This is a genomic window from Umbribacter vaginalis, from assembly GCA_001552935.1.
GTDB classification, from domain to species: Bacteria; Actinomycetota; Coriobacteriia; order Coriobacteriales; family Eggerthellaceae; genus Berryella; species Berryella vaginalis.
On record KQ959713.1, the window covers coordinates 80,402 to 99,567 of the forward strand.

At 47.6% G+C, this 19,166-nt stretch carries 12 protein-coding genes; 10 read left to right on the forward strand and 2 right to left on the reverse strand.

The genetic code is table 11. From position 1 onward, the window contains the following. Positions 1-116: 116 nt before the first annotated feature. Positions 117-3,848, reverse strand: coding sequence for a pyruvate:ferredoxin (flavodoxin) oxidoreductase (nifJ, locus tag HMPREF3190_RS06520; protein WP_066781512.1), 3,732 nt, complete (start codon positions 3,846-3,848; stop codon positions 117-119). 476 nt (positions 3,849-4,324) lie between these two features. Here nifJ and HMPREF3190_RS06525 point away from each other — a divergent pair, with 476 nt between their 5' ends. The 10 genes from HMPREF3190_RS06525 to HMPREF3190_RS06570 all read left to right on the forward strand — a co-directional run bounded on the left by HMPREF3190_RS06525 (position 4,325) and on the right by HMPREF3190_RS06570 (position 18,124). Beyond that, positions 4,325-5,920, forward strand: a complete 1,596-nt coding sequence (locus HMPREF3190_RS06525; RefSeq protein ID WP_066781513.1) for an ABC transporter substrate-binding protein — start codon at positions 4,325-4,327, stop codon at positions 5,918-5,920. 211 nt (positions 5,921-6,131) lie between these two features. Continuing rightward, entirely contained in the window at positions 6,132-7,088 is a 957-nt protein-coding gene (locus tag HMPREF3190_RS06530) for an ABC transporter permease (RefSeq protein WP_066781516.1), read from the forward strand. Positions 7,089-7,165: 77 nt separating this feature from the next. Beyond that, the gene (locus tag HMPREF3190_RS06535; RefSeq protein WP_449676419.1) at positions 7,166-9,106 is read left to right on the forward strand and encodes a dipeptide/oligopeptide/nickel ABC transporter permease/ATP-binding protein; all 1,941 of its coding nucleotides are present in this window, start codon (positions 7,166-7,168) and stop codon (positions 9,104-9,106) included. A 5-nt stretch (positions 9,107-9,111) separates the two neighbouring features. After that, entirely contained in the window at positions 9,112-9,936 is an 825-nt protein-coding gene (locus HMPREF3190_RS06540; protein WP_066781519.1) for an ABC transporter ATP-binding protein, read from the forward strand. Between the two features lie 521 nt (positions 9,937-10,457). After that, positions 10,458-11,720, forward strand: a complete 1,263-nt coding sequence (locus tag HMPREF3190_RS06545; RefSeq protein WP_082715221.1) for an ABC transporter substrate-binding protein — start codon at positions 10,458-10,460, stop codon at positions 11,718-11,720. Next, positions 11,721-12,887, forward strand: a complete 1,167-nt coding sequence (locus HMPREF3190_RS06550) for a FecCD family ABC transporter permease (RefSeq protein ID WP_449676362.1) — start codon at positions 11,721-11,723, stop codon at positions 12,885-12,887. A gap of 172 nt (positions 12,888-13,059) precedes the next feature. Then, on the forward strand, positions 13,060-13,842 hold the full coding sequence (locus HMPREF3190_RS06555) for an ABC transporter ATP-binding protein (RefSeq protein ID WP_449676364.1): 783 nt from the start codon (positions 13,060-13,062) through the stop codon (positions 13,840-13,842). A 288-nt stretch (positions 13,843-14,130) separates the two neighbouring features. Then, positions 14,131-16,023 carry an asparagine synthase (glutamine-hydrolyzing) gene (gene asnB, locus HMPREF3190_RS06560; RefSeq protein WP_066781523.1) on the forward strand — a complete coding sequence of 631 codons (1,893 nt, stop codon included), beginning with the start codon at positions 14,131-14,133 and terminating at the stop codon, positions 16,021-16,023. Positions 16,024-16,040: 17 nt separating this feature from the next. Then, positions 16,041-16,502 carry a type 1 glutamine amidotransferase gene (locus HMPREF3190_RS06565; protein ID WP_449676367.1) on the forward strand — a complete coding sequence of 154 codons (462 nt, stop codon included), beginning with the start codon at positions 16,041-16,043 and terminating at the stop codon, positions 16,500-16,502. A gap of 350 nt (positions 16,503-16,852) precedes the next feature. Then, positions 16,853-18,124 carry an ATP-binding protein gene (locus HMPREF3190_RS06570; protein ID WP_066781525.1) on the forward strand — a complete coding sequence of 424 codons (1,272 nt, stop codon included), beginning with the start codon at positions 16,853-16,855 and terminating at the stop codon, positions 18,122-18,124. Positions 18,125-18,457: 333 nt separating this feature from the next. Here HMPREF3190_RS06570 and HMPREF3190_RS06575 read toward each other — a convergent pair whose 3' ends face one another. Next, positions 18,458-19,141 (reverse strand): N-acetylmannosamine-6-phosphate 2-epimerase, encoded by a 684-nt coding sequence (locus tag HMPREF3190_RS06575; protein WP_066781527.1) that lies wholly within the window; start codon positions 19,139-19,141, stop codon positions 18,458-18,460. Between the last annotated feature and the right edge of the window lie 25 nt (positions 19,142-19,166).

Genomic DNA, 19,166 nt, shown 5'->3' on the forward strand with positions numbered 1-19,166 from the left:
ATACTCCTATTATATGTTTTAAAACGCATGCTGTACCACTGGTTAAGCACACCACATTACGTTTTATCACGATGCATGTGCCTACAAATGGTAAGTCATACCACACCATAATGATATTACATCTGGCTGTACAACACTTTTAAGCGTTCCAGATGCTCCCAACGTTCACGTGCTGCCTGTTCACTACTGTCAAAAAGCTCTTCAGCGCGATCGGGAAATTCGCGCGTTAACCTGCTGTAGCGCGCTTCGTTCATCAGGAAGTCTTTGTAGCCATCGCCAGGAGCTTTGCAATCAAGCGTAAACTTTTTGCCAGCAGGTGCTGCTGGATTAAACCTAAACAAATTCCAATATCCGCACTCAACAGCGCGCTTCATTTCCGCATGGCACATACTCATACCGCCCTTGATAGCATGCATTTCACACGGTGAATACGCAATAATAAGCGATGGACCTTTGTATTGTTCGGCTTCCGTAATTGCTTTTATCGTTTGAGCAGGCTTTGCACCCATGGCAACCTGAGCAACATAAATATAGCCATAGCTCATGAAAATTTCTGCAAGGCTTTTCTTTTTGATGTCCTTACCGGCAGCAGCAAACTGTGCAACCTGGCCGATATTTGACGCTTTTGATGACTGACCTCCCGTATTGGAATACACTTCCGTGTCAAACACAAATACATTGATGTCTTCGCCTTGCGCAAGCACGTGATCGAGACCACCAAAACCAATATCGTATGCCCAGCCATCACCGCCAAAAATCCAAACCGACTTTTTAGTAATAAACGATTTATTCTCAAGAATATAATGGCGCACGTCATTAAAGGAACGCACTGCTGTGCACGAAAGCGTTTCCACGCGTTGCTGTGCTGCCTGATCAGGATGCGTTTGGGCGACCGCCTGCACCGTGGTATCTTGATGTGGCCGCGCATCTTCCTGCTGCGCACCCGCATCAGGCACGGATGTGTGCTCTGCCTGTGTCTCTGTATTGGTCTGTTCTGCGCAATTCGATACACTTTTCTCAAGAACGTCAATCAATGCACGTGCACGTGTTGTACCAAGCGATTCATCATCGCGTGCATCGTAGAACTCCTGCGCAAGTTCTCTCACGTGTTCAGGCGCATCTTCGCAGGTGGTTAATGTATGTACCGCGTCAATAACACGAGCGCGCACGGCATCATGACCAAGCTTCATGCCGTAGCCATACTCGGCATTATCTTCAAACAGCGAATTCGACCACGCAGGCCCGCGATTGTTCTCATCAACGGTAAACGGCGTGGTAGCAGCGGGGTTTCCCCATATCGACGAACAGCCCGTTGAGTTCGCAATGAACATTTTATCGCCAAAAAGCTGCGTGATAAGACGCGCGTAGGACGTTTGCGCACACCCAGCGCACGCGCCCGAATACTCCAAAAGTGGCTTGCTGAACTGGCTGTCTTTAACACTTACCCCCACCAGTTCGTCTTTTTGAGACACGTGCTGAACGCAGTAGTCGTACTCATGCTGACCTGCCATTTCCTGCTCAGTTGGCACCATAGTAAGCGCTTGAGTAGGACACACGTCAACACACACGCCGCAACCCATGCAATCAAGCGGCGAAATAGCTAATGTATAGTCGTAAACGCCTTTTCCCTTTCCCGATTTTATAGGAAGAAGCTCAAGATCAAGCGGCGCATTTTCCTTTTCGGCATCGTTTAAGGCAAAGGGACGCACGCAGGCATGAGGACACGCATACGCACACGAATTGCATTGGATACACTTGCTGGTATCCCAATGAGGAACAAACGCAGCAACGCCGCGCTTTTCGTACTGTGAAGCACCTACATTAAACTTACCATCAGCAAAATCCATAAAGGCTGATACTGGCAAAAAATCGCCCTCCATACGACCAATAGGAATAGTGAGGTCACGCACCATGCGTTCGGTGGCGGACAGCTTTCGCATCGCTTCCCCTTCAGGTGCACACGACGCTTGATACCAACTGCTGTCAATAGCAACCGCACGTGCAGCGCTTAATCCAGCATCAATAGCGGCAAAGTTCTTCTGCACAACATCGGCGCCTTTTTTCGCATACGACTTTTCTGCTGCTTGCTTCATATAACGCACGGCGTCGTCAAGAGGCATAATGCCGCTTAAAGCAAAAAATGCCGCCTGCAAAATAGTGTTTGTGCGCTTTCCCATGCCAAGGCGCTCTGCAATATCAATCGCGTTAATAAGATACACATGAATATGATGCTCAACAATGTAGCGCTTTGAGTACACGTCAAGATTTTCTTTCAGCTCTTGAGGTGTGTAGCGTGCATTGATCAGGAAAATACCGCCTGGTTTCAAGTCTTGTACAATGCGCAAGCCTTTTGCAATGTAGGATGGATTGTGACACGCAATAAAATCAGCTTTGTTCACATAGTAACTACTTTTGATAGGCGTATCGCTGCAGCGCAAGTGACTGATAGTAATACCGCCTGTTTTCTTGGAGTCATATTGAAAATACGCTTGTACATATTTAGATGTATTGTCTCCAATAATCTTGATGGAGTTTTTGTTTGCGCCAACCGTACCATCGCCGCCCAAACCCCAAAACTTGCACTCAAAGGTATTTTTGGCAGCAGTATTTGGCGACGGTTTTTCGGGAAGCGACAAATGTGTTACGTCATCGACAATGCCAACGGTAAATTCGCGGCGTGGATGATCTTGGTTCAGTTCTTCAAAAATAGCAAACGCCGATGAAGGTGGTGTATCTTTTGAACCCAAACCATAGCGCCCACCTATAACATGTTTCACAAAGCGTTTCGATTCAAACAGTGCTGTTACAACGTCTTGATACAGCGGCTCGCCAGCCGATCCCGGCTCTTTCGTGCGATCCATAACCGCAATGCGTTCAACGCTCGGCGGTAACACATCCACAAAATGCTCAACTGAAAAGGGACGATACAAGCGCACTTTCACCAAACCAACGCGCTCCCCCTGCGCATTCAAGTAATCAACCACTTCTTCAATCACATTGCAAAACGAACCCATCGCAACAATAACGCGGGTTGCTTCGGGGTGTCCGTAGTAGTTGAACAAGCCATAATCGGTGCCAAGACGCTCGTTTACGGCGTTCATATAGTGCTGAACAATACCCGGAATGGCGCTGTATTGCTGATTGCACGCTTCGCGATGCTGGAAGAACACGTCGCCGTTTTCATGCGAGCCGCTCGTAAGCGGATGCTCGGGATTCAATGCACGCGCACGAAATTCATCGAGTGCTTCTGTGTCAACCATTTCAGCTAAATCGGCGTAATCCCACACATCAATTTTTTGCAACTCGTGTGACGTCCGAAAACCGTCAAAAAAGTTTAGAAACGGACTGCGCGCACTAATGGCTGCTAAGTGAGCAACCGCTGACAGATCCATAACTTCCTGCACGTTGCCTTCGGCAAGCAGCGCAAATCCTGTTTGACGACACGCCATAACATCGGAGTGATCACCAAAAATATTTAATGCATGGGTGGCAATAGTACGCGCACTTACATGAAACACACTTGGCATGCGCTCAGCTGCAATTTTATACATATTCGGAATCATCAACAGCAACCCCTGCGATGCGGTAAACGTAGTGCTTAGCGCGCCTGCTGAAAGCGAACCATGCAAGGCACCTGCAGCTCCACCTTCCGATTGCATTTCACACACACGAACCGTGCTCCCAAACACATTTTTACGCCCGTGAGCAGACCATTGATCGACACAGTCAGCCATAGGACTTGATGGCGTAATAGGATAAATGGCTGCAACCTCGCTTAATGCGTACGCTACATGAGCACACGCTGTGTTACCATCCATTGTCATACGTTTTCGTGCTGTTCTTGACATATTTCTCTCTTCCTTATCAAGGACGCATACATTCTTATCAAGGACGCATACATTCTCCCACCCTGAGAATAACGCAAACTTGCTTCTGTATACTGTACAGCATGGATGCAAAATAGTGACAATTCCTTAACCAATTACATATCCGCAGGTTAAACGCTTACTCATAAAAGAGAAAACAAGGACGATTGTATGCCTTACGCTGTAAAACCGCCAAACACAAACACCACGTGCCATGAAGCGCGTATACAGAAGTCACTGTTATGCGCGTGACATGCGTAAAACCGTTCACCGTCATTTTGAACCCAAGCGACAATAGTTGTATCACAGACACACAAAAACAGCTACTATTCCAGTAGATTTTATCTTGCATCGCTTGCAGCACGTGGTAGGTATGCACCATTTGTTTGTTGGTGCGCGTATCTCATGCAAAACGTGATACAAGATTAATATACAACCTAGTTTATCAGGAGGTTTCTATGCAAAAGCACGAAAACGCATCACTTTCACGTCGTGCGTTTATGGCCGGGAGTGCTGCTGCACTATCAGTTGCAGGCTTAAGCCTAAGCGGATGTGGTTCTAAATCAACAGGCGCGGACGGCGCAGGAAAAGACGGAAAAGTTGGTGGAAAATTAACAGGCGCTTGTGCCTACACCAGCACAAACGTTAATCCTATTGGCAACAGCTCGGCGCTGATGCTTGCTGCAACATGGCATGTATTTGAAGGTTTATACGATCTTGACTTACATACGTACAAAACATACAACGCTCTTGCTGCAGGTGAGCCTAAAAAAATCTCCGATAAAGAATACGAAGTTGCACTGCGCGAAGGTGCAGTATTCTCGGATGGAAATGCCGTTAAAGCAAGCGATGTTGTAAACGCGTTCGAGAAAAATATCAAGAATGCAACCTATGGCGCATTTTTGTCATTCATCGACAAAGTTGCTGCTAAAGATGATAAAACTATTTCCTTTAAGTTGAAATATCCTTTTGGCGACTTACTGAAAGCACGCTTAAGTGTTGTAAAAATTTTCCCAGCTGCACTTACTGAAGACCAGCTGAAGAAAATGCCTATCGGTTCAGGCCCTTGGAAGTATAAGGCTGTAAACGGCAACGATGGCGGTACGCTGGTATTTGAACCAAACGATAAATACACAGGCGAATTCCCTGCTGGCGCTAAGTCAATGGAATGGAATGTATTGCTCGATGAAACGTCGCGTACTACAGCGCTGCAAGAAGCATCCGTACAAGTTATGGAAAATGTTCCCGATGCTAACGCGGGACAGCTTAAAGCTGCTGGTGCAACCGTTGAATACGTTCAAGGCTTTAACCAAGCATTCTTTATGTTCAATACGCTGAAAAAGCCATTTGATGATCCACGTGTTCGTCAAGCATTTTTCTATGCTGTAAATGTTGACAAGCTCATCAAGAACCAGATGACTGGTAACGCAACAGCAGTAACAGGCTTTTTGCCGAAGAATCACAAAAATTATCATGCTGCAGCTACGCAATACACCTATGATCCTGCTAAAGCGAAGAAATTGCTTGAAGACGCGGGGGCCACGGGTACTGCCTTTAAGCTGCTTACCAACAACAACTGGGTAAAAGGCTTAGCAGCGCAAATTAAAAATGATCTTGATGCTGTAGGCTTAAAATGCACCATTGACGAGCAAAAGATTGACTGGAGCGCACTTGCACCTTCCGATAAGGTACTCAACTACGATGTATGCCTTACACCAGGCGATCCTACCTGCTTTGGTAACGACCCCGATTTGCTTATGACATGGTGGTATGGCGACAACGTATGGACAAAAGGCCGTACCTGTTGGGCAAAAGCTCCAAACAGCAAATTCAAGGAGCTGCAAGACCTTATGCAGAAAGCGCGTGAAGCAAAATCTGACGAACAGCAAAAAATTTGGAATCAGTGCTTCGATATTATCGCAAGCGAAGTACCACTGTATCCGCTGTTCCACCGCAAGCTTGCAACCGGTTTCCAGCCTACTATGATCAAAGACTTTGCTCCTATTGCAACAACTGGCTTGGTATTCTTAGGCGCAAAACCGCTTGAAGCATAAGTAGCACCTTACTCGCTACGATATCGTAACTAGCAGAAGACAAGCATGTGCTTGTCTTCTGTTTTTGTTTTGCGGTAACACTTTCCTCATTTTTTCGCTAAAATAACGAGGGTTGGTCTAATGTACCAAACGATGCACACACCACTATCTGTGCACGCACCTATACCAGCTTATAGTGACACTGACAACTCAAACCGAAAGGGGGGATGACGTGAACACCCTATTGCGTCTTATTGGGCGACGCCTTATCGCATTGCCTATCATGATCATAGGAGTCACGATCCTCGTATTCTTCCTTATGTCGCTTTCCCCTATTGATCAGGCTTATTCTGTTCTTGGAGAAAACGCATCGGAAGCACAAGTGCAACAATATCGTGTGGAACACGGGTTAAACGACCCCGTTGTTGTGCAATACGGGCGATTTATGGCAGGGCTTGTACATGGCGATTTAGGAACGTATGGCGCCAATAACGCACCCGTATCGTCGCGTATTGCAAGCGCCTTACCCGTGACACTTCAGCTTACGTTCGCAGGGCTTATTATTGCAGTTGTGATAGCGGTTGTACTGGGTGTTATTTCGGCGCTTCATCGCGACAAATGGCCCGATCAAATTATACGTATCTTCTCAATTGCATGTATTGCAACTCCGTCCTTTTGGTTAGCAGTACTGCTTATTTTGTTGTTCTCAAGTAACTTGGGAATTTTACCGGCGTCAGGGCGTCTTATCCCGTTCGATCACAATCCTGCAGCGTGGCTTGCGCGCATGGCGCTGCCCTCGTTTGCGCTGGGAGTTCCCCTTGCAGGTCAGCTAACACGTGTTATCCGTACATCAATGGTTGAAGAACTCGACAAAGACTATGTGCGTACGGCACTGGGTGCTGGCATACCAAAACGTGTTGTTATTGCACGCAATGTACTGCGCAATGCGCTTATTACGCCAGTAACGGTTTTGGGAATGCGCATTGGTTACCTGATTGGTGGCGCTGTTGTCATCGAAGTAATCTTTAATTTACCAGGTATGGGAATGGCCATCGTATCGGGCATTCAATCGAACTACGTGATGCTGGTGCAAGGCGTTGTGCTGGTTGTTGCCGTTACGTTTATCATCATCAACATTATTGTGGATATGCTCTATATCCTTATCGATCCACGAATTAGGAGTGTGTAACCGTGGCACTTCGCGAAAACCTTACTCAAAAATTTGAATCGCAAGCAGGGCATGTACGCTTTCGTCGCTGGCGTGCTATGTCGCTCGGTTCGCGCATTTCTCTTATTGTGCTGCTCGTAGTAGTACTGATTGCGGTGTTTGCATCGGTGCTTGCACCCTACGACCCCTTGCAAATTTTTGACGCCCGCATGGCACCGAATTCATCATATCTGTTTGGTACCGACGATAAAGGCCGCGATGTGCTCTCGCGTATGATGTACGGTGCGCGCTACTCGCTTACTATCGGCCTTGGCGCAACCATTTTTGCCTTTATAGCAGGTTCGATTATTGGCGCCTTTGCTGCCGTTTCACGCAAATGGATCTCTGAAATTATCATGCGCATCCTTGATGTGATTATGTCGTTTCCTGGCATTGCGCTTGCGGCAACCTTCGTTATTGTGTTCGGCACCAGCGTGCCATCGCTTATTTTTGCAATCGGGTTTTTGTATATCCCACAGATTGCTCGCATTGTGCGCGCGAACGTGATGAGCGAATATAACCAAGATTATGTACGTGCCGTTGTGGTATCGGGAGCTCGTGCGCCCCATATCCTCATTAAGCATGTTGTACGCAACTGCATTGCCCCTATCGTAGTATTTACCATTGTGCTGGTAGCAGACGCTATTGTGTTTGAAGCATCGCTTTCATTCATTAGCGCAGGCATTCCCGAACCTACCCCTACCTGGGGAAACATTCTGGCTGACGCGCGCGGCGGCGTGCTGTCGGGCCGTTGGTGGCAAGCGCTGTACCCTGGTCTTGCCATTATGATTACCGTGCTGTGCTTAAATATCTTATCGGAAGGCATGACCGATGCGATGGCAGCAGCGCCAAAAGCTGATATTTCACCACGTGAAGATAATCTTTCTACAAAGCGTGAAGCCGACAAGTTTGTTGCTGATCCGCGCCTTGCGTATAAAGCACAAGAAGAAATGCTTGAAAAGCGCCTAGCCGCACTGCGTGAAACAGAAAATATTCGTCACGACCGCTTCCCAGCACGTACTGATGTTCCGCCTGTTCTGGAAGTAAAAGACTTATGCATCCGCTTCCCACGACATGGATCTGTTAATGTGGTCGATCACGTAAGCTTTGTAGTGCGACCGCGCCAAACCATGGGTCTTGTGGGTGAATCAGGCTGCGGCAAATCGATTACGTCACTCACGATTATGGGTTTGCTTGATCCGCGCGCCGAAATAACAGGCGAAATTATGTATAACGGCCAAAATCTTATCGGGCTTGATAACACGCACTATAATCAGCTGCGTGGACGCGAAATTGCCATGATTTATCAGGATGCACTCTCATCGCTGAACCCCTCGATGCTTATTCGCTCACAAATGAAGCAGCTTACTAAACGTGGCGGAACGCGTAGCGCTGAAGAGCTGCTTGAACTGGTAGGACTTGATCCTAAACGCACGCTTGACTCGTATCCACACGAACTTTCCGGCGGCCAGCGCCAACGCGTTCTTATTGCAATGGCACTCACGCGCGACCCGAAAGTTATCATTGCTGACGAGCCGACAACCGCTCTTGACGTTACGGTTCAAAAGCAAGTTATCGACTTGCTGAACAAGCTGCAAAAGGAACTTGGTTTTGCGATGGTGTTCGTAAGCCACGATTTAGCGCTGGTGGCGGAAGTTGCAAACTCTATTACCGTTATGTATGCAGGTCAAGTTGTTGAACAAGGCCCCGTGCACGAAATTTTGTGCAATCCAATTCACGAATACACACGCGGTTTGCTTGGATCGGTTCTCTCGATTGAAGCAGGAGGTCAGCGCCTACATCAAGTGCCTGGCAGCGTACCTTCCCCGAAAGACTTCCCCGAAGGCGACCGCTTTACACCGCGCTCAAGCCATCCCGATAAAGTATCCCCTATTCCGCCGATGCTCAAACGCATTAAAGGAACCGACCACTACTACGCTGAACTACCCGACTCCGAGCTCAAGCGCCTTGGTATTGAGCCCTATCTCAAGGAGGCTTAAAGCCCATGGATACGAACAAAAACGCCTCAGAGCAGCAGCCGATTATCTTCCTTGACAACATTACGGTTGTGTACAAATCGCGCACGGGAACGCTGTTTAAGCCAACGATGGTGCAAGCGCTTGACGGGCTTTCACTGAAGCTTAATGCAGGTGAAACTCTCGGTATTGTAGGCGAATCGGGTTGCGGCAAATCGACAACAGCAAACGTGATGTGCGGCCTTCAAGCGCCTACCAGCGGACGCGTGTTCTTCAAGGGAACAGATGTTACAAAACGTAGCGCTGACATCCGTAAACACATTGGACGCGTGATATCGGTGGTGTTTCAAGACCCAGCGACAGCCCTGAATGCACGCATGAGCATCAGCGAGCAATTGTGCGACCCGATGCGTGTTCATAATGTGGGCACGAAACAAGAACAGCATGCACGTGTGCGCGAGCTTATCGGCATGGTTGGCTTGCCAAGCTCGGTACTGGATGCGCTTCCAGGGCAGCTATCAGGCGGTCAGCGCCAACGCGTTGCTATTGCGCGCGCACTGTCGCTGAAACCCGATGCAATTATCGCCGATGAGCCAACCAGCGCGCTTGATGTTTCAGTACGTGCGCAAATTTTAAACTTATTGATGGATTTGAAGCGCGATTTAGGCTTGTCGATGGTGTTTATCAGCCACGATATTCAAACGGTGCACTACTTGTCTGATCGCATTATCGTTATGAACAAGGGACGCGCTGTTGAACAAGGCACCGCACAAGAAGTGTTCGACAATCCGCGCGACAGCTATACCAAGTTGCTGCTGGGCGCTGCGCCGTCACTGTTGCATGCACAAGAATAAACGCACACAGAAGGCACAGTAAGGACGCGGGAGATGCGAGGGCGCTGCGGATGCGTCGTCCGTTCCCGCGTTCTTGCGTTTTCGCGTTTTCGTATTTTCGCGTTCTTGCGTTCCCATTGCGAATTCTGCTGATGCGATTCCCTGGTGCGTTCCCCTTGTAAGTTATCTGATGCATTCCCCATGTGAGTTTCTCAGATGCGTTCCCCGTTTGCGTTCTCACCATGACCCGTGTGAGTTCCCTTCATTCCCCTTTTGTGTAACACAAAATCAAGAAACGGTATTATCTATCTGCTGAAGTGTAAGTGTGCAAGAGAATAGTGTACTCCATTATTCTCATGAAAAAATAGTCTTTATTTTTATTCAAGGTTTATTATTCTTACAATTACACCGTGTGATTAACCGTTTAGGCACTAAAGATGCATGCACCAATGCGCTACGGACGCGCCTTATCACAGCCATACACCTTACCCTTTGCGCGCACAACCACACTCCACAACGTAATACAGAGAAAGGAAGCCACCATGTCCGATACGCACACCCACACTACCGCGCCCCACACAGACGACGCCACAAACGCTCAAGCAGACACTTCATCAAACACCGAGCGCGCGTACGAAGCCCTGTTTTCGCGCAATAACGTATCTGCTGCCACGCGCTCGCACGCGCTAACGCGTCGTAACTTCCTTGGCGCCACCTTAGCCGGATTAAGCGTTGTGTCACTTGGCGCTCTTGCTGGATGCGCAGGTAACAAGCCAGCACCCAGCAAAGAACCCGAAAAGAAAGCGGCCGATCCTAAGAAAACAACCTGGGAATTTACCGACCAAATTGATCAGAAAGTATCCGTGCAAATTCCTGTTGAGCGCATGGTTGTGCTGCAGCATCACTCCATCGACATCCTTGCTCAACTGGGCGCCCAGAAAAAAGTAATTGCCGTTGAAAAGAATTGGGAGAAAGACCTTGGCGGCTATATTAAGGATGTTTTCCCAGGTATTGCATCGCTTCCTAACCCGGGCTCGCTAAGCGATTGGAACGTGGAAACAATTGCGTCGCTTAAGCCCGATGTCGTAATAGCTGCCTCGCAAGCAAATCCAAAAGCGATGAAACAAATTCGCGATTTGGGAATTCCTGTGTGCGTTGTATCGCTGCGCGCCGAAGGCAAGCAGCAAGAAGCGCAAAATCCGCGCCTATCAAACGCCGATGCTGCGTACACGAACGGCTGCAAATGGGCTGTTGAAACGCTTGGTAAACTTACAGGAACCAGCGACAAGGCAAACTTGCTATGGAAATTCTGCAAGGAAAGTCGCGATCAAGTAGAGCGCGCCATTGGCTCAATTGATGATGCAAAACGCACGAAAGTGTTCGTTGCATGCCCCGACAACAAAACCTACGGCAATGATAAATATGTAGGCTGCCAGCTGCTGCGAGCAGGCGCTATCAACGTTGCAGCGAAAGACATTCAAGGCTACAAGCCCTACACGTTCGAAATGCTTGCAAAATGGGATCCCGACATGATTATCGTGCAAGACCGCTACAAGAGCGTCTACGATGCAATCCTGGTGTCGAAGCCGCACCAGCAGCTGAAAGCTGTCAAAAACAAAAAAGTGGTGCTGGCGCCCTACTGGACAAAGCCTTGGGGCAACCCCGATGCCGACTCTATCGCACTGGGCGAGCTGTGGCTAGCGCACATATTCTACCCGGAAAAAATCTCAAAAGACCTTGTGCTTGAGCGCGCAAAAGCGTTCTACAAAACCTTCTACGGAACCGACTTTAAAGGAACAATGTAAGTGACGAATAATCGCTTGACATCGAAAAACAGTGCGAAAACCAACGCGGAAGAGCCCGGCGCAGCTGTGCCGAGCTCTTCTGGCGCACCAGCGAAAACTTTTAGCGCACCAGCGAAAATTTTTCGCAGACGTAACGCCACGCCGAAGAAACCTTCTTACGAACGCAACGCCGCGCACGCGCTTGTGTTCGCCGTATTGTGCGCAGCGTTTGTGGTGGTGTTTATTTGCTCGCTTGGTTTGGGAACGTATCACATTGCACCTTTAGACGTTGTAGCGCTTATTGCAGGGCTGCCCACGAGCAATTCACTTCAAGACGCCGCAATGGCACACAGTCTTATTTGGGACGTTCGCATTCCGCGCGTGTGCGCTGCTGCTCTTATTGGCGCTGGTCTTAGTTGTGCAGGCGCCGTTTTTCAGGGACTGTTTCGCAATCCGCTTGCATCGCCGTACACGCTTGGCGTAAGCAATGGTGCAGGTTTTGGTGCGGCGCTTGCTATTGTGCTTTCTGCAAACGCGCTGGGCATTCAGCTCACATCAATAGCATGTGGTCTGGTAGCAGTGCTGCTTACGTTCCTTATTGCAGCGCAAGGAAAGAAAAGCACCGTGACGCTTATCTTGTCGGGCATGCTCATAGGCTCGCTGTTTGCGTCATTGGTGGCACTTCTGAAATTTTGCGCCGACCCCACCGAAAAGCTTCCGCAAATTGTATACTGGCTAATGGGCTCGCTATCAGGCATTACCAGCACATCGTTGCTGTCTATTCTGCCGTTTTACTGCATCTGTTTGCTGCTTATACTGCTTTCACGCTGGCGCATTAATGTGCTGTCGATGGGCGATACCACCGCTGCATCGTTTGGCATTCACGTTGCGCGCGAGCGTGGCATCATTATTTGCGCGGCGTCGGTATTAACTGCCCTTTTAGTAAGTATAGCTGGTATTATCGGCTGGATAGGCATTGTTGTTCCGCACCTTTCGCGCATGCTTATGGGACCGAACTTTAAGCAGCTTATTCCCACGTCATGCGTGCTGGGCGGCGCGTATCTTATCATCATCGACGATATATGTCGGTGCGCAACGGCGCTTGAAATTCCGCTGGGCGTTATAACAGGAATTGTTGGCGTGCCGCTGTTTTTGTACTTCATCAGGAAGAAGAAAGTTGACTGGTAACTGACGGATGGCGCGACGAACGAATGCCACCCCACACGAATGGCGCGACGGACGGATAGCGCGACAGACGAATGCCGCTGCGCGCGTTCTCGTTGAACGCGCCACCAGGCACGTGCTACGAACGGTACGTGCGCACAAAGCGTGCACCGTACCTGCACATAAAGGACATGCTGTGAAACTAACACTGAAACATCTTGCGTATGCGTATCCAATGTCACACGCAGGCAAAAACGTGCTTCAAGACGTATCGTTTACCTACGAAACGCCTGATATTTTAAGCATTCTAGGCCCTAACGGCACCGGAAAAAGCACACTGCTCCAATGCATCATGGGCTTTTTCAAGCCGCATACGGGAAGCATCCTTCTTGATGACAAACCGCTTCACACGTACACGCAAAAAGAAATTGCACGTCGCATTGCCTACATTCCGCAAGATCACACGCCCGCGTTTTCGTATAGCGTGGAAGACGTGGTAAGCATGGGTCGCACGCCCTATCTTAAGGCGTGGGAAATGCCTGAATACACCGATAAAACTATCGTGCATGAAGCGCTTGCGTGCCTGGGCATTGAGCATTTAAGCACACAGCCCTACACTGCCATTTCAGGAGGTGAGCGCCGCCTTGTGCTTATTGCGGCAGCGCTTGCACAACAGCCGCAGCTTATTGTGTTTGACGAGCCGTGCGCGAACCTCGATTTCGGAAATCAGTACAAGTTTAGCCAGCTGGTAGAACGCTTACACGCACATGGTTGCGGCGTGATTATGACCACACATTATCCTAATCAGGTGCTTGATTTGGGAGGATTATGCGCGCTGCTGCATGGAGGTGTTATCCAAAGCTTCGGGCAAGCACACGATGTAATGACTGAACAGGCACTTTGTAATATGTACGGCATAGAAATTCACCTGCGGCGCATCGATAACAGGCTCGTTTGCATTCCGGGTAGCCTTGCATAACACGGGACGCATTGTGCGGCGTTGTGACCGCCAAGATATACCGAGCAGCGTTGCATAACATTTGCCGTATCGCGTATCGTTGTAGCCAACAAGGCATTCCAGGCAGCCTTGCATAAAATGCGTAATTTGGCACCTTCAGCGAAGTACGCAACAAATTTACGCTACACTATAACGGTTCACATAACACTCACTACCAGCGCCAAGCGCTACACTGCGCCCTTGCTGTTCACGCACAAGGCTCACAAACGGTGCGGATGGTGCTCTTTAAGAGAAACGAGTTTGCTAATCATGTGCGGAATTTGTGGCTTTACTGGCTCAATTAACAACGAACAATCCATACTTGAAGCGATGATGAACCGTATTATTCACCGAGGCCCCGATGGCGCAGGTCGCTATTTCGACGCAGGCATTGCAATGGGACATCGCCGCTTGTCGATTATCGATTTAAGCGACGCGGGCAAGCAACCCATGATAAATGCCGACGGCACGCTCGTATGTACGTTTAACGGTGAAATCTATAACTACAAGGAACTAAAAGCGCAGCTTATCGAAAAGGGATACCGCTTCTCAAGCGATTGCGACACCGAAGTGTTGTTGCACGGCTACACCGAGTGGAAAGAAAAAATGCTCGATAAACTGCGCGGAATGTTCGCGTTTGCCCTATGGAACACACAAACGCACGAACTGTTTATGGCGCGCGACATGTTTGGCATTAAACCGCTGTACTACGCACAGATAAATGGGCAGCTTGTATACGCCTCTGAAATTAAAAGCATCCTCGAATACCCTGGTTACACGCGCGAAGTTAATCTTGAAGCGCTTGAGCAGTACCTCAGTTTTGAGTATTCAGTACTGCCTGAAACGTTCTTTAAGGGAATTTTCAAGCTTATGCCTGGTCACTACCTTACGTGGAACGCGGGCAAGCTTTCGATAACGCGCTATTTCGACCCTATGCTTATGCCATCAAAACAGCCACTTGCACATGATGAACTGGTCCAACGCATTGATGACACGCTGCAAAACTCAATCCGCTACCACATGGTAAGCGATGTGGAAGTTGCGTCCTTGCTTTCAAGTGGTGTTGACTCAAGCTATGTTGCAACGCAGTTCAACGGGAAGCGCACGTATACGGTTGGCTTTGACTACGAGCGCTACAACGAAATTCCCTATGCGCAAAAATTGGCTCACACACTGGGCATTAAAAACACGAGTAAGGTGATTTCGACAGACGAATATTGGAGCGAGCTCTCGCGCATTCAATACTATATGGACGAGCCGCTTGCCGATGCATCGGCCTCAGCACTGTATTTTGTCGATCGCGAAGCGGCACGCGATGTGAAAGTAATTCTTTCAGGCGAAGGTTCAGATGAACTTTTTGGCGGCTACAACATCTATCACGAGCCGTTCTCACTTGCGCGCTATCAGGCATTACCGCAAACCTTGCGCACGTGTTTAGCGGCACTTGCCAAACGCATTCCAGGGCATCCGAAAGGGAAAAACTTCGTTATTCGCGGAGCTTTGCCTGTTGAAGAGCGCTTTATTGGAAACGCGAATGTGTTTAGCGACCAGCAGAAAACGCGCGTACTGAAATACCGAACGAAGCGCCGCGCACAGCAACTTACAAAACCTTACTATGACAAGGTAAAACATCTGGCTGACACCGAGAAAATGCAATACATCGACCTCAATTTTTGGCTGGTGGGCGATATTTTGCTGAAAGCAGACAAAATGAGCATGGCACATTCGCTTGAAAGCCGTGTTCCGTTTCTTGATCGTGAAGTGTTTGAGCTTGCACGCACGTTGCCTTTGAACGAGAAAATCGCAAATGGCACTACAAAAGCGTGCTTTCGTGAAGTTGCACATCGCTATTTAAGTGCCTTTCAAGCGCAGAAAAAGAAACTGGGGTTCCCTGTGCCTATTCGCGTGTGGCTGCGCGAAGACATCTACTACAATCGCATCAAACGCGAGTTCCAAAGCGATATTGCAGCTCAATTTTTCAATACGGATGAGCTGGTTCGCTTACTTGATGATCACAAAGCTGAGAAATTTGACTACGCGCGCCATATTTGGGTAGTGTACATGTTTCTTTTGTGGTACAAACAATACTTTGTGCCTGGTGAATGCTGTGTTTCGATAGAAGACGAGCTGAAACGCGAACGAGGACGTGCACAAAGCGCATAGGTAAGCTGCAAAACAACATGTGTGGTGGTTATCAACTTTTAGGGCATTATTATTTGCTTGGCGATGAAAAAGTCAAAGGCCTGTCGCTTGTTGATTTATACACCGATCGTGGCACGCCGCGCCTTATTGGTAATATTGCAATCAAAAGTTCCATATGCACGCACCCCATAGTTGGATACGAAAATCACGGGGGAAGAACGTATCTTGGTAGCGGTATTACGCCCTTGGGTGTTGTGGAATACGGGCACGGAAACGATGGCAAAAGCGGATATGAGGGCTGCTTATATAAGCATGTTCTTGGTACGTATATTCACGGGCCACTTTTTCCAAAAAACCCTGGTGTTGCCGATTTTCTTTTGCGTACTGCCTGCGCGCGACGTGGCGTTTGTCAAACACTCGAGCCGCTCGATGACACAATAGAACTGCAAGCGAATAACGTTATGTATCAAAGACTTATGAACCACGAAATTCGCGAATAGTTTGACACATAGTCTGTCGTACTTTTAGATTTCCCTAAAAATTGCGTTAACGAGTGGAACAAGTTATGAAGTAGCCGATGTGCTACATTCTAGTGGCTCAATTTTCAATTAATACAGTGGCTTAATTTTCAATTGACATAGACATCTGGAAAATAAGGTTCCTGAGTCTAATACGTTGATTGTTGGGTATTGTATCGAATACGCAAACTATAGAATAGTAAATATCCAAATACTTTACTGAAAGTCCGCCAAATACTTTAATGAAAATTAGCCAAATACTTGAATGAAAATTGGACAAATACTTGAATTGCTGATAAAGTTTACCTAACTAATAGGCATTGGAGGAGATTATGAAGGAGTATTTACCCAGAATTGCTGATAAATTATTAGAAGAACGATTAGACGCAAAGGGAGCAGTTTTAATTGAAGGGCCTAAATGGTGCGGAAAGACTACAACGGCAAAACAAAAAGCTAAAAGTTTTATATCTATGGATCTTCCTGATATGACGAAACAATATCAACAAATGGCAGAGATTTCTCCTAGTACACTACTCGAAGGAAAAACCCCAAGGCTGATAGATGAATGGCAAATAGCACCTAATATATGGAACGCTGTGCGATATGAGGTTGACAACAGAGATGAGTTTGGCCAATTTATATTAACGGGTTCGGCAGTGCCTAATGAATTTGATAACTCTATGCATACAGGCATAGGCAGAATCTCTAGGCTTTTGATGCGACCTATGAGTTTGTATGAATCAAAAGACTCAAGTGGTGAAGTTTCTATTAGAGATTTATTTGAAGATAAAAATATTTCGGCTATTAATGAAACCAGTCTTGAAAAAATAGCATTTTTAATATGTAGAGGTGGATGGCCGAAAGCAATTGGTTTAGAAGAAAAACCGTCTTTATTTCAAGCGATAGATTATTACAAATCCGTTGTTTCTACAGATATTAGTAGAGTGGATTCGATAAAAAGAGATACAGAAAAAGCAAAAAGACTGCTTAAATCTTACGCAAGGCATGTGGGTTCGCAAAGCTCACTCGAAACGATAAGGCAAGATATGTTGGTCAATCAAGAGGATACATTTAACCAAGTGACTCTTTATTCTTATCTTGATGCGCTAAGAAAAATGTTCGTGATAGAAGACTCGCCTGCATGGAATCCAAATTTAAGATCTAAAACGTCCATACGCACAACGGATACGAGATATTTTTCAGACCCATCCATTGCAACTGCTGCTTTAGGAATTGGACCTAAAGATTTGTTAGATGATTTAAAAACTATGGGATTTTTATTCGAAAATTTATGTGTTCGTGACTTAAGAATTTATACGGACTATTTGGATGGAACTATTTATCACTATAGAGATAAGAATGACTTAGAATGTGATGCGGTTATTCATTTAAGAAATGGGTCTTATGGTCTAGTTGAAATTAAGCTCGGTGGAGATAAGCTGATTGAGGAAGGTGCAAAGACGTTAAAGGATTTAGCATCTAAAATAGATACTGAAAACATGCCTAAACCTTCATTTATGGCAGTTTTATGTGCCAAGACGCCTTTTGCTTACAAAAGAAATGATGGTGTTTGCGTAATACCCATTACTACTCTAAGACCTTAATAGTTTTATGTCCACACATACGAGACGACTGATCTTAAAAGAATCAATCGTATGAAGTGGATTTTCTTATTATAAGTGCAGTCAACAGAGAATCCATACCATACCAATTCTTTTCATTGCCATATTTGCTATAAGCGTTTATATCAGACGAGAAATCCCGTTCGTGCAATTTGTATTGCAATATGCGAGACACTAATGTACGGTATGCGTATAAGCTGATAAAAACACGGTTCTCATTTTTTTGTGGACTGACGTCATGTTAACGCGAACAGGCGCTTGTTTTTTGCAGGTTAACGCCAGACTGACGTGAACAGGGCGTTTGCTTTTGTGCCCCTAGCTTTGCATGCCGGCGCAAAACCATGACGTAAGCGACGTTGGATGCGTAATCGCAGTTCCCACAACCACGCTCCACGCCCCTGCTTCAAGCGCATCATTCGCATCGCGCGGCGTGTGCACGCGTCCTTCGCACACCACAGGAACGTGCGGAAACTCGGCAACTGCCTGCTTTAACAGCGGCAAATCGGGGCCATCGCCAGCGCTGCACTCAATGGCAGCGCAGCCGTGCGAAAGCGTTGTAGACACCATGTCGCAGCCTGCATGAACGGCGCGACGCATATCATCAATCGTTGCGCAATCGGCCATAAGCAACACATCGCTTTGCGCACGAATGGCATCGATAGTTTCTTCAAACGTACGGCCATCAAGACGCTTACCATCCGTTGCATCAAGCGCAACAATGTCGGCACCACTTGCTGCACACGCAAGCGCATGGCGCACACTTGGCGTTATATACACGCCCTTGTGGCCTTCTTTCCAAAGTCCAATAACGGGAATCTCAACGCGACCTTTAATAGCAGCAATATCCGCAAGCCCTTGTGCTCGAATAGCGCTTGCTCCTCCCAGCTCACACGCGCGCGCCATCTGCGCCATCGTTTCTGGATGACGGAGCGGTTCACCAATATACGCCTGACAACTTACAATAAGCTTGCCTTTTAGATTTTCTATCAGTGAATGCATATGAAGCCTTTCTTATACGTGCAGT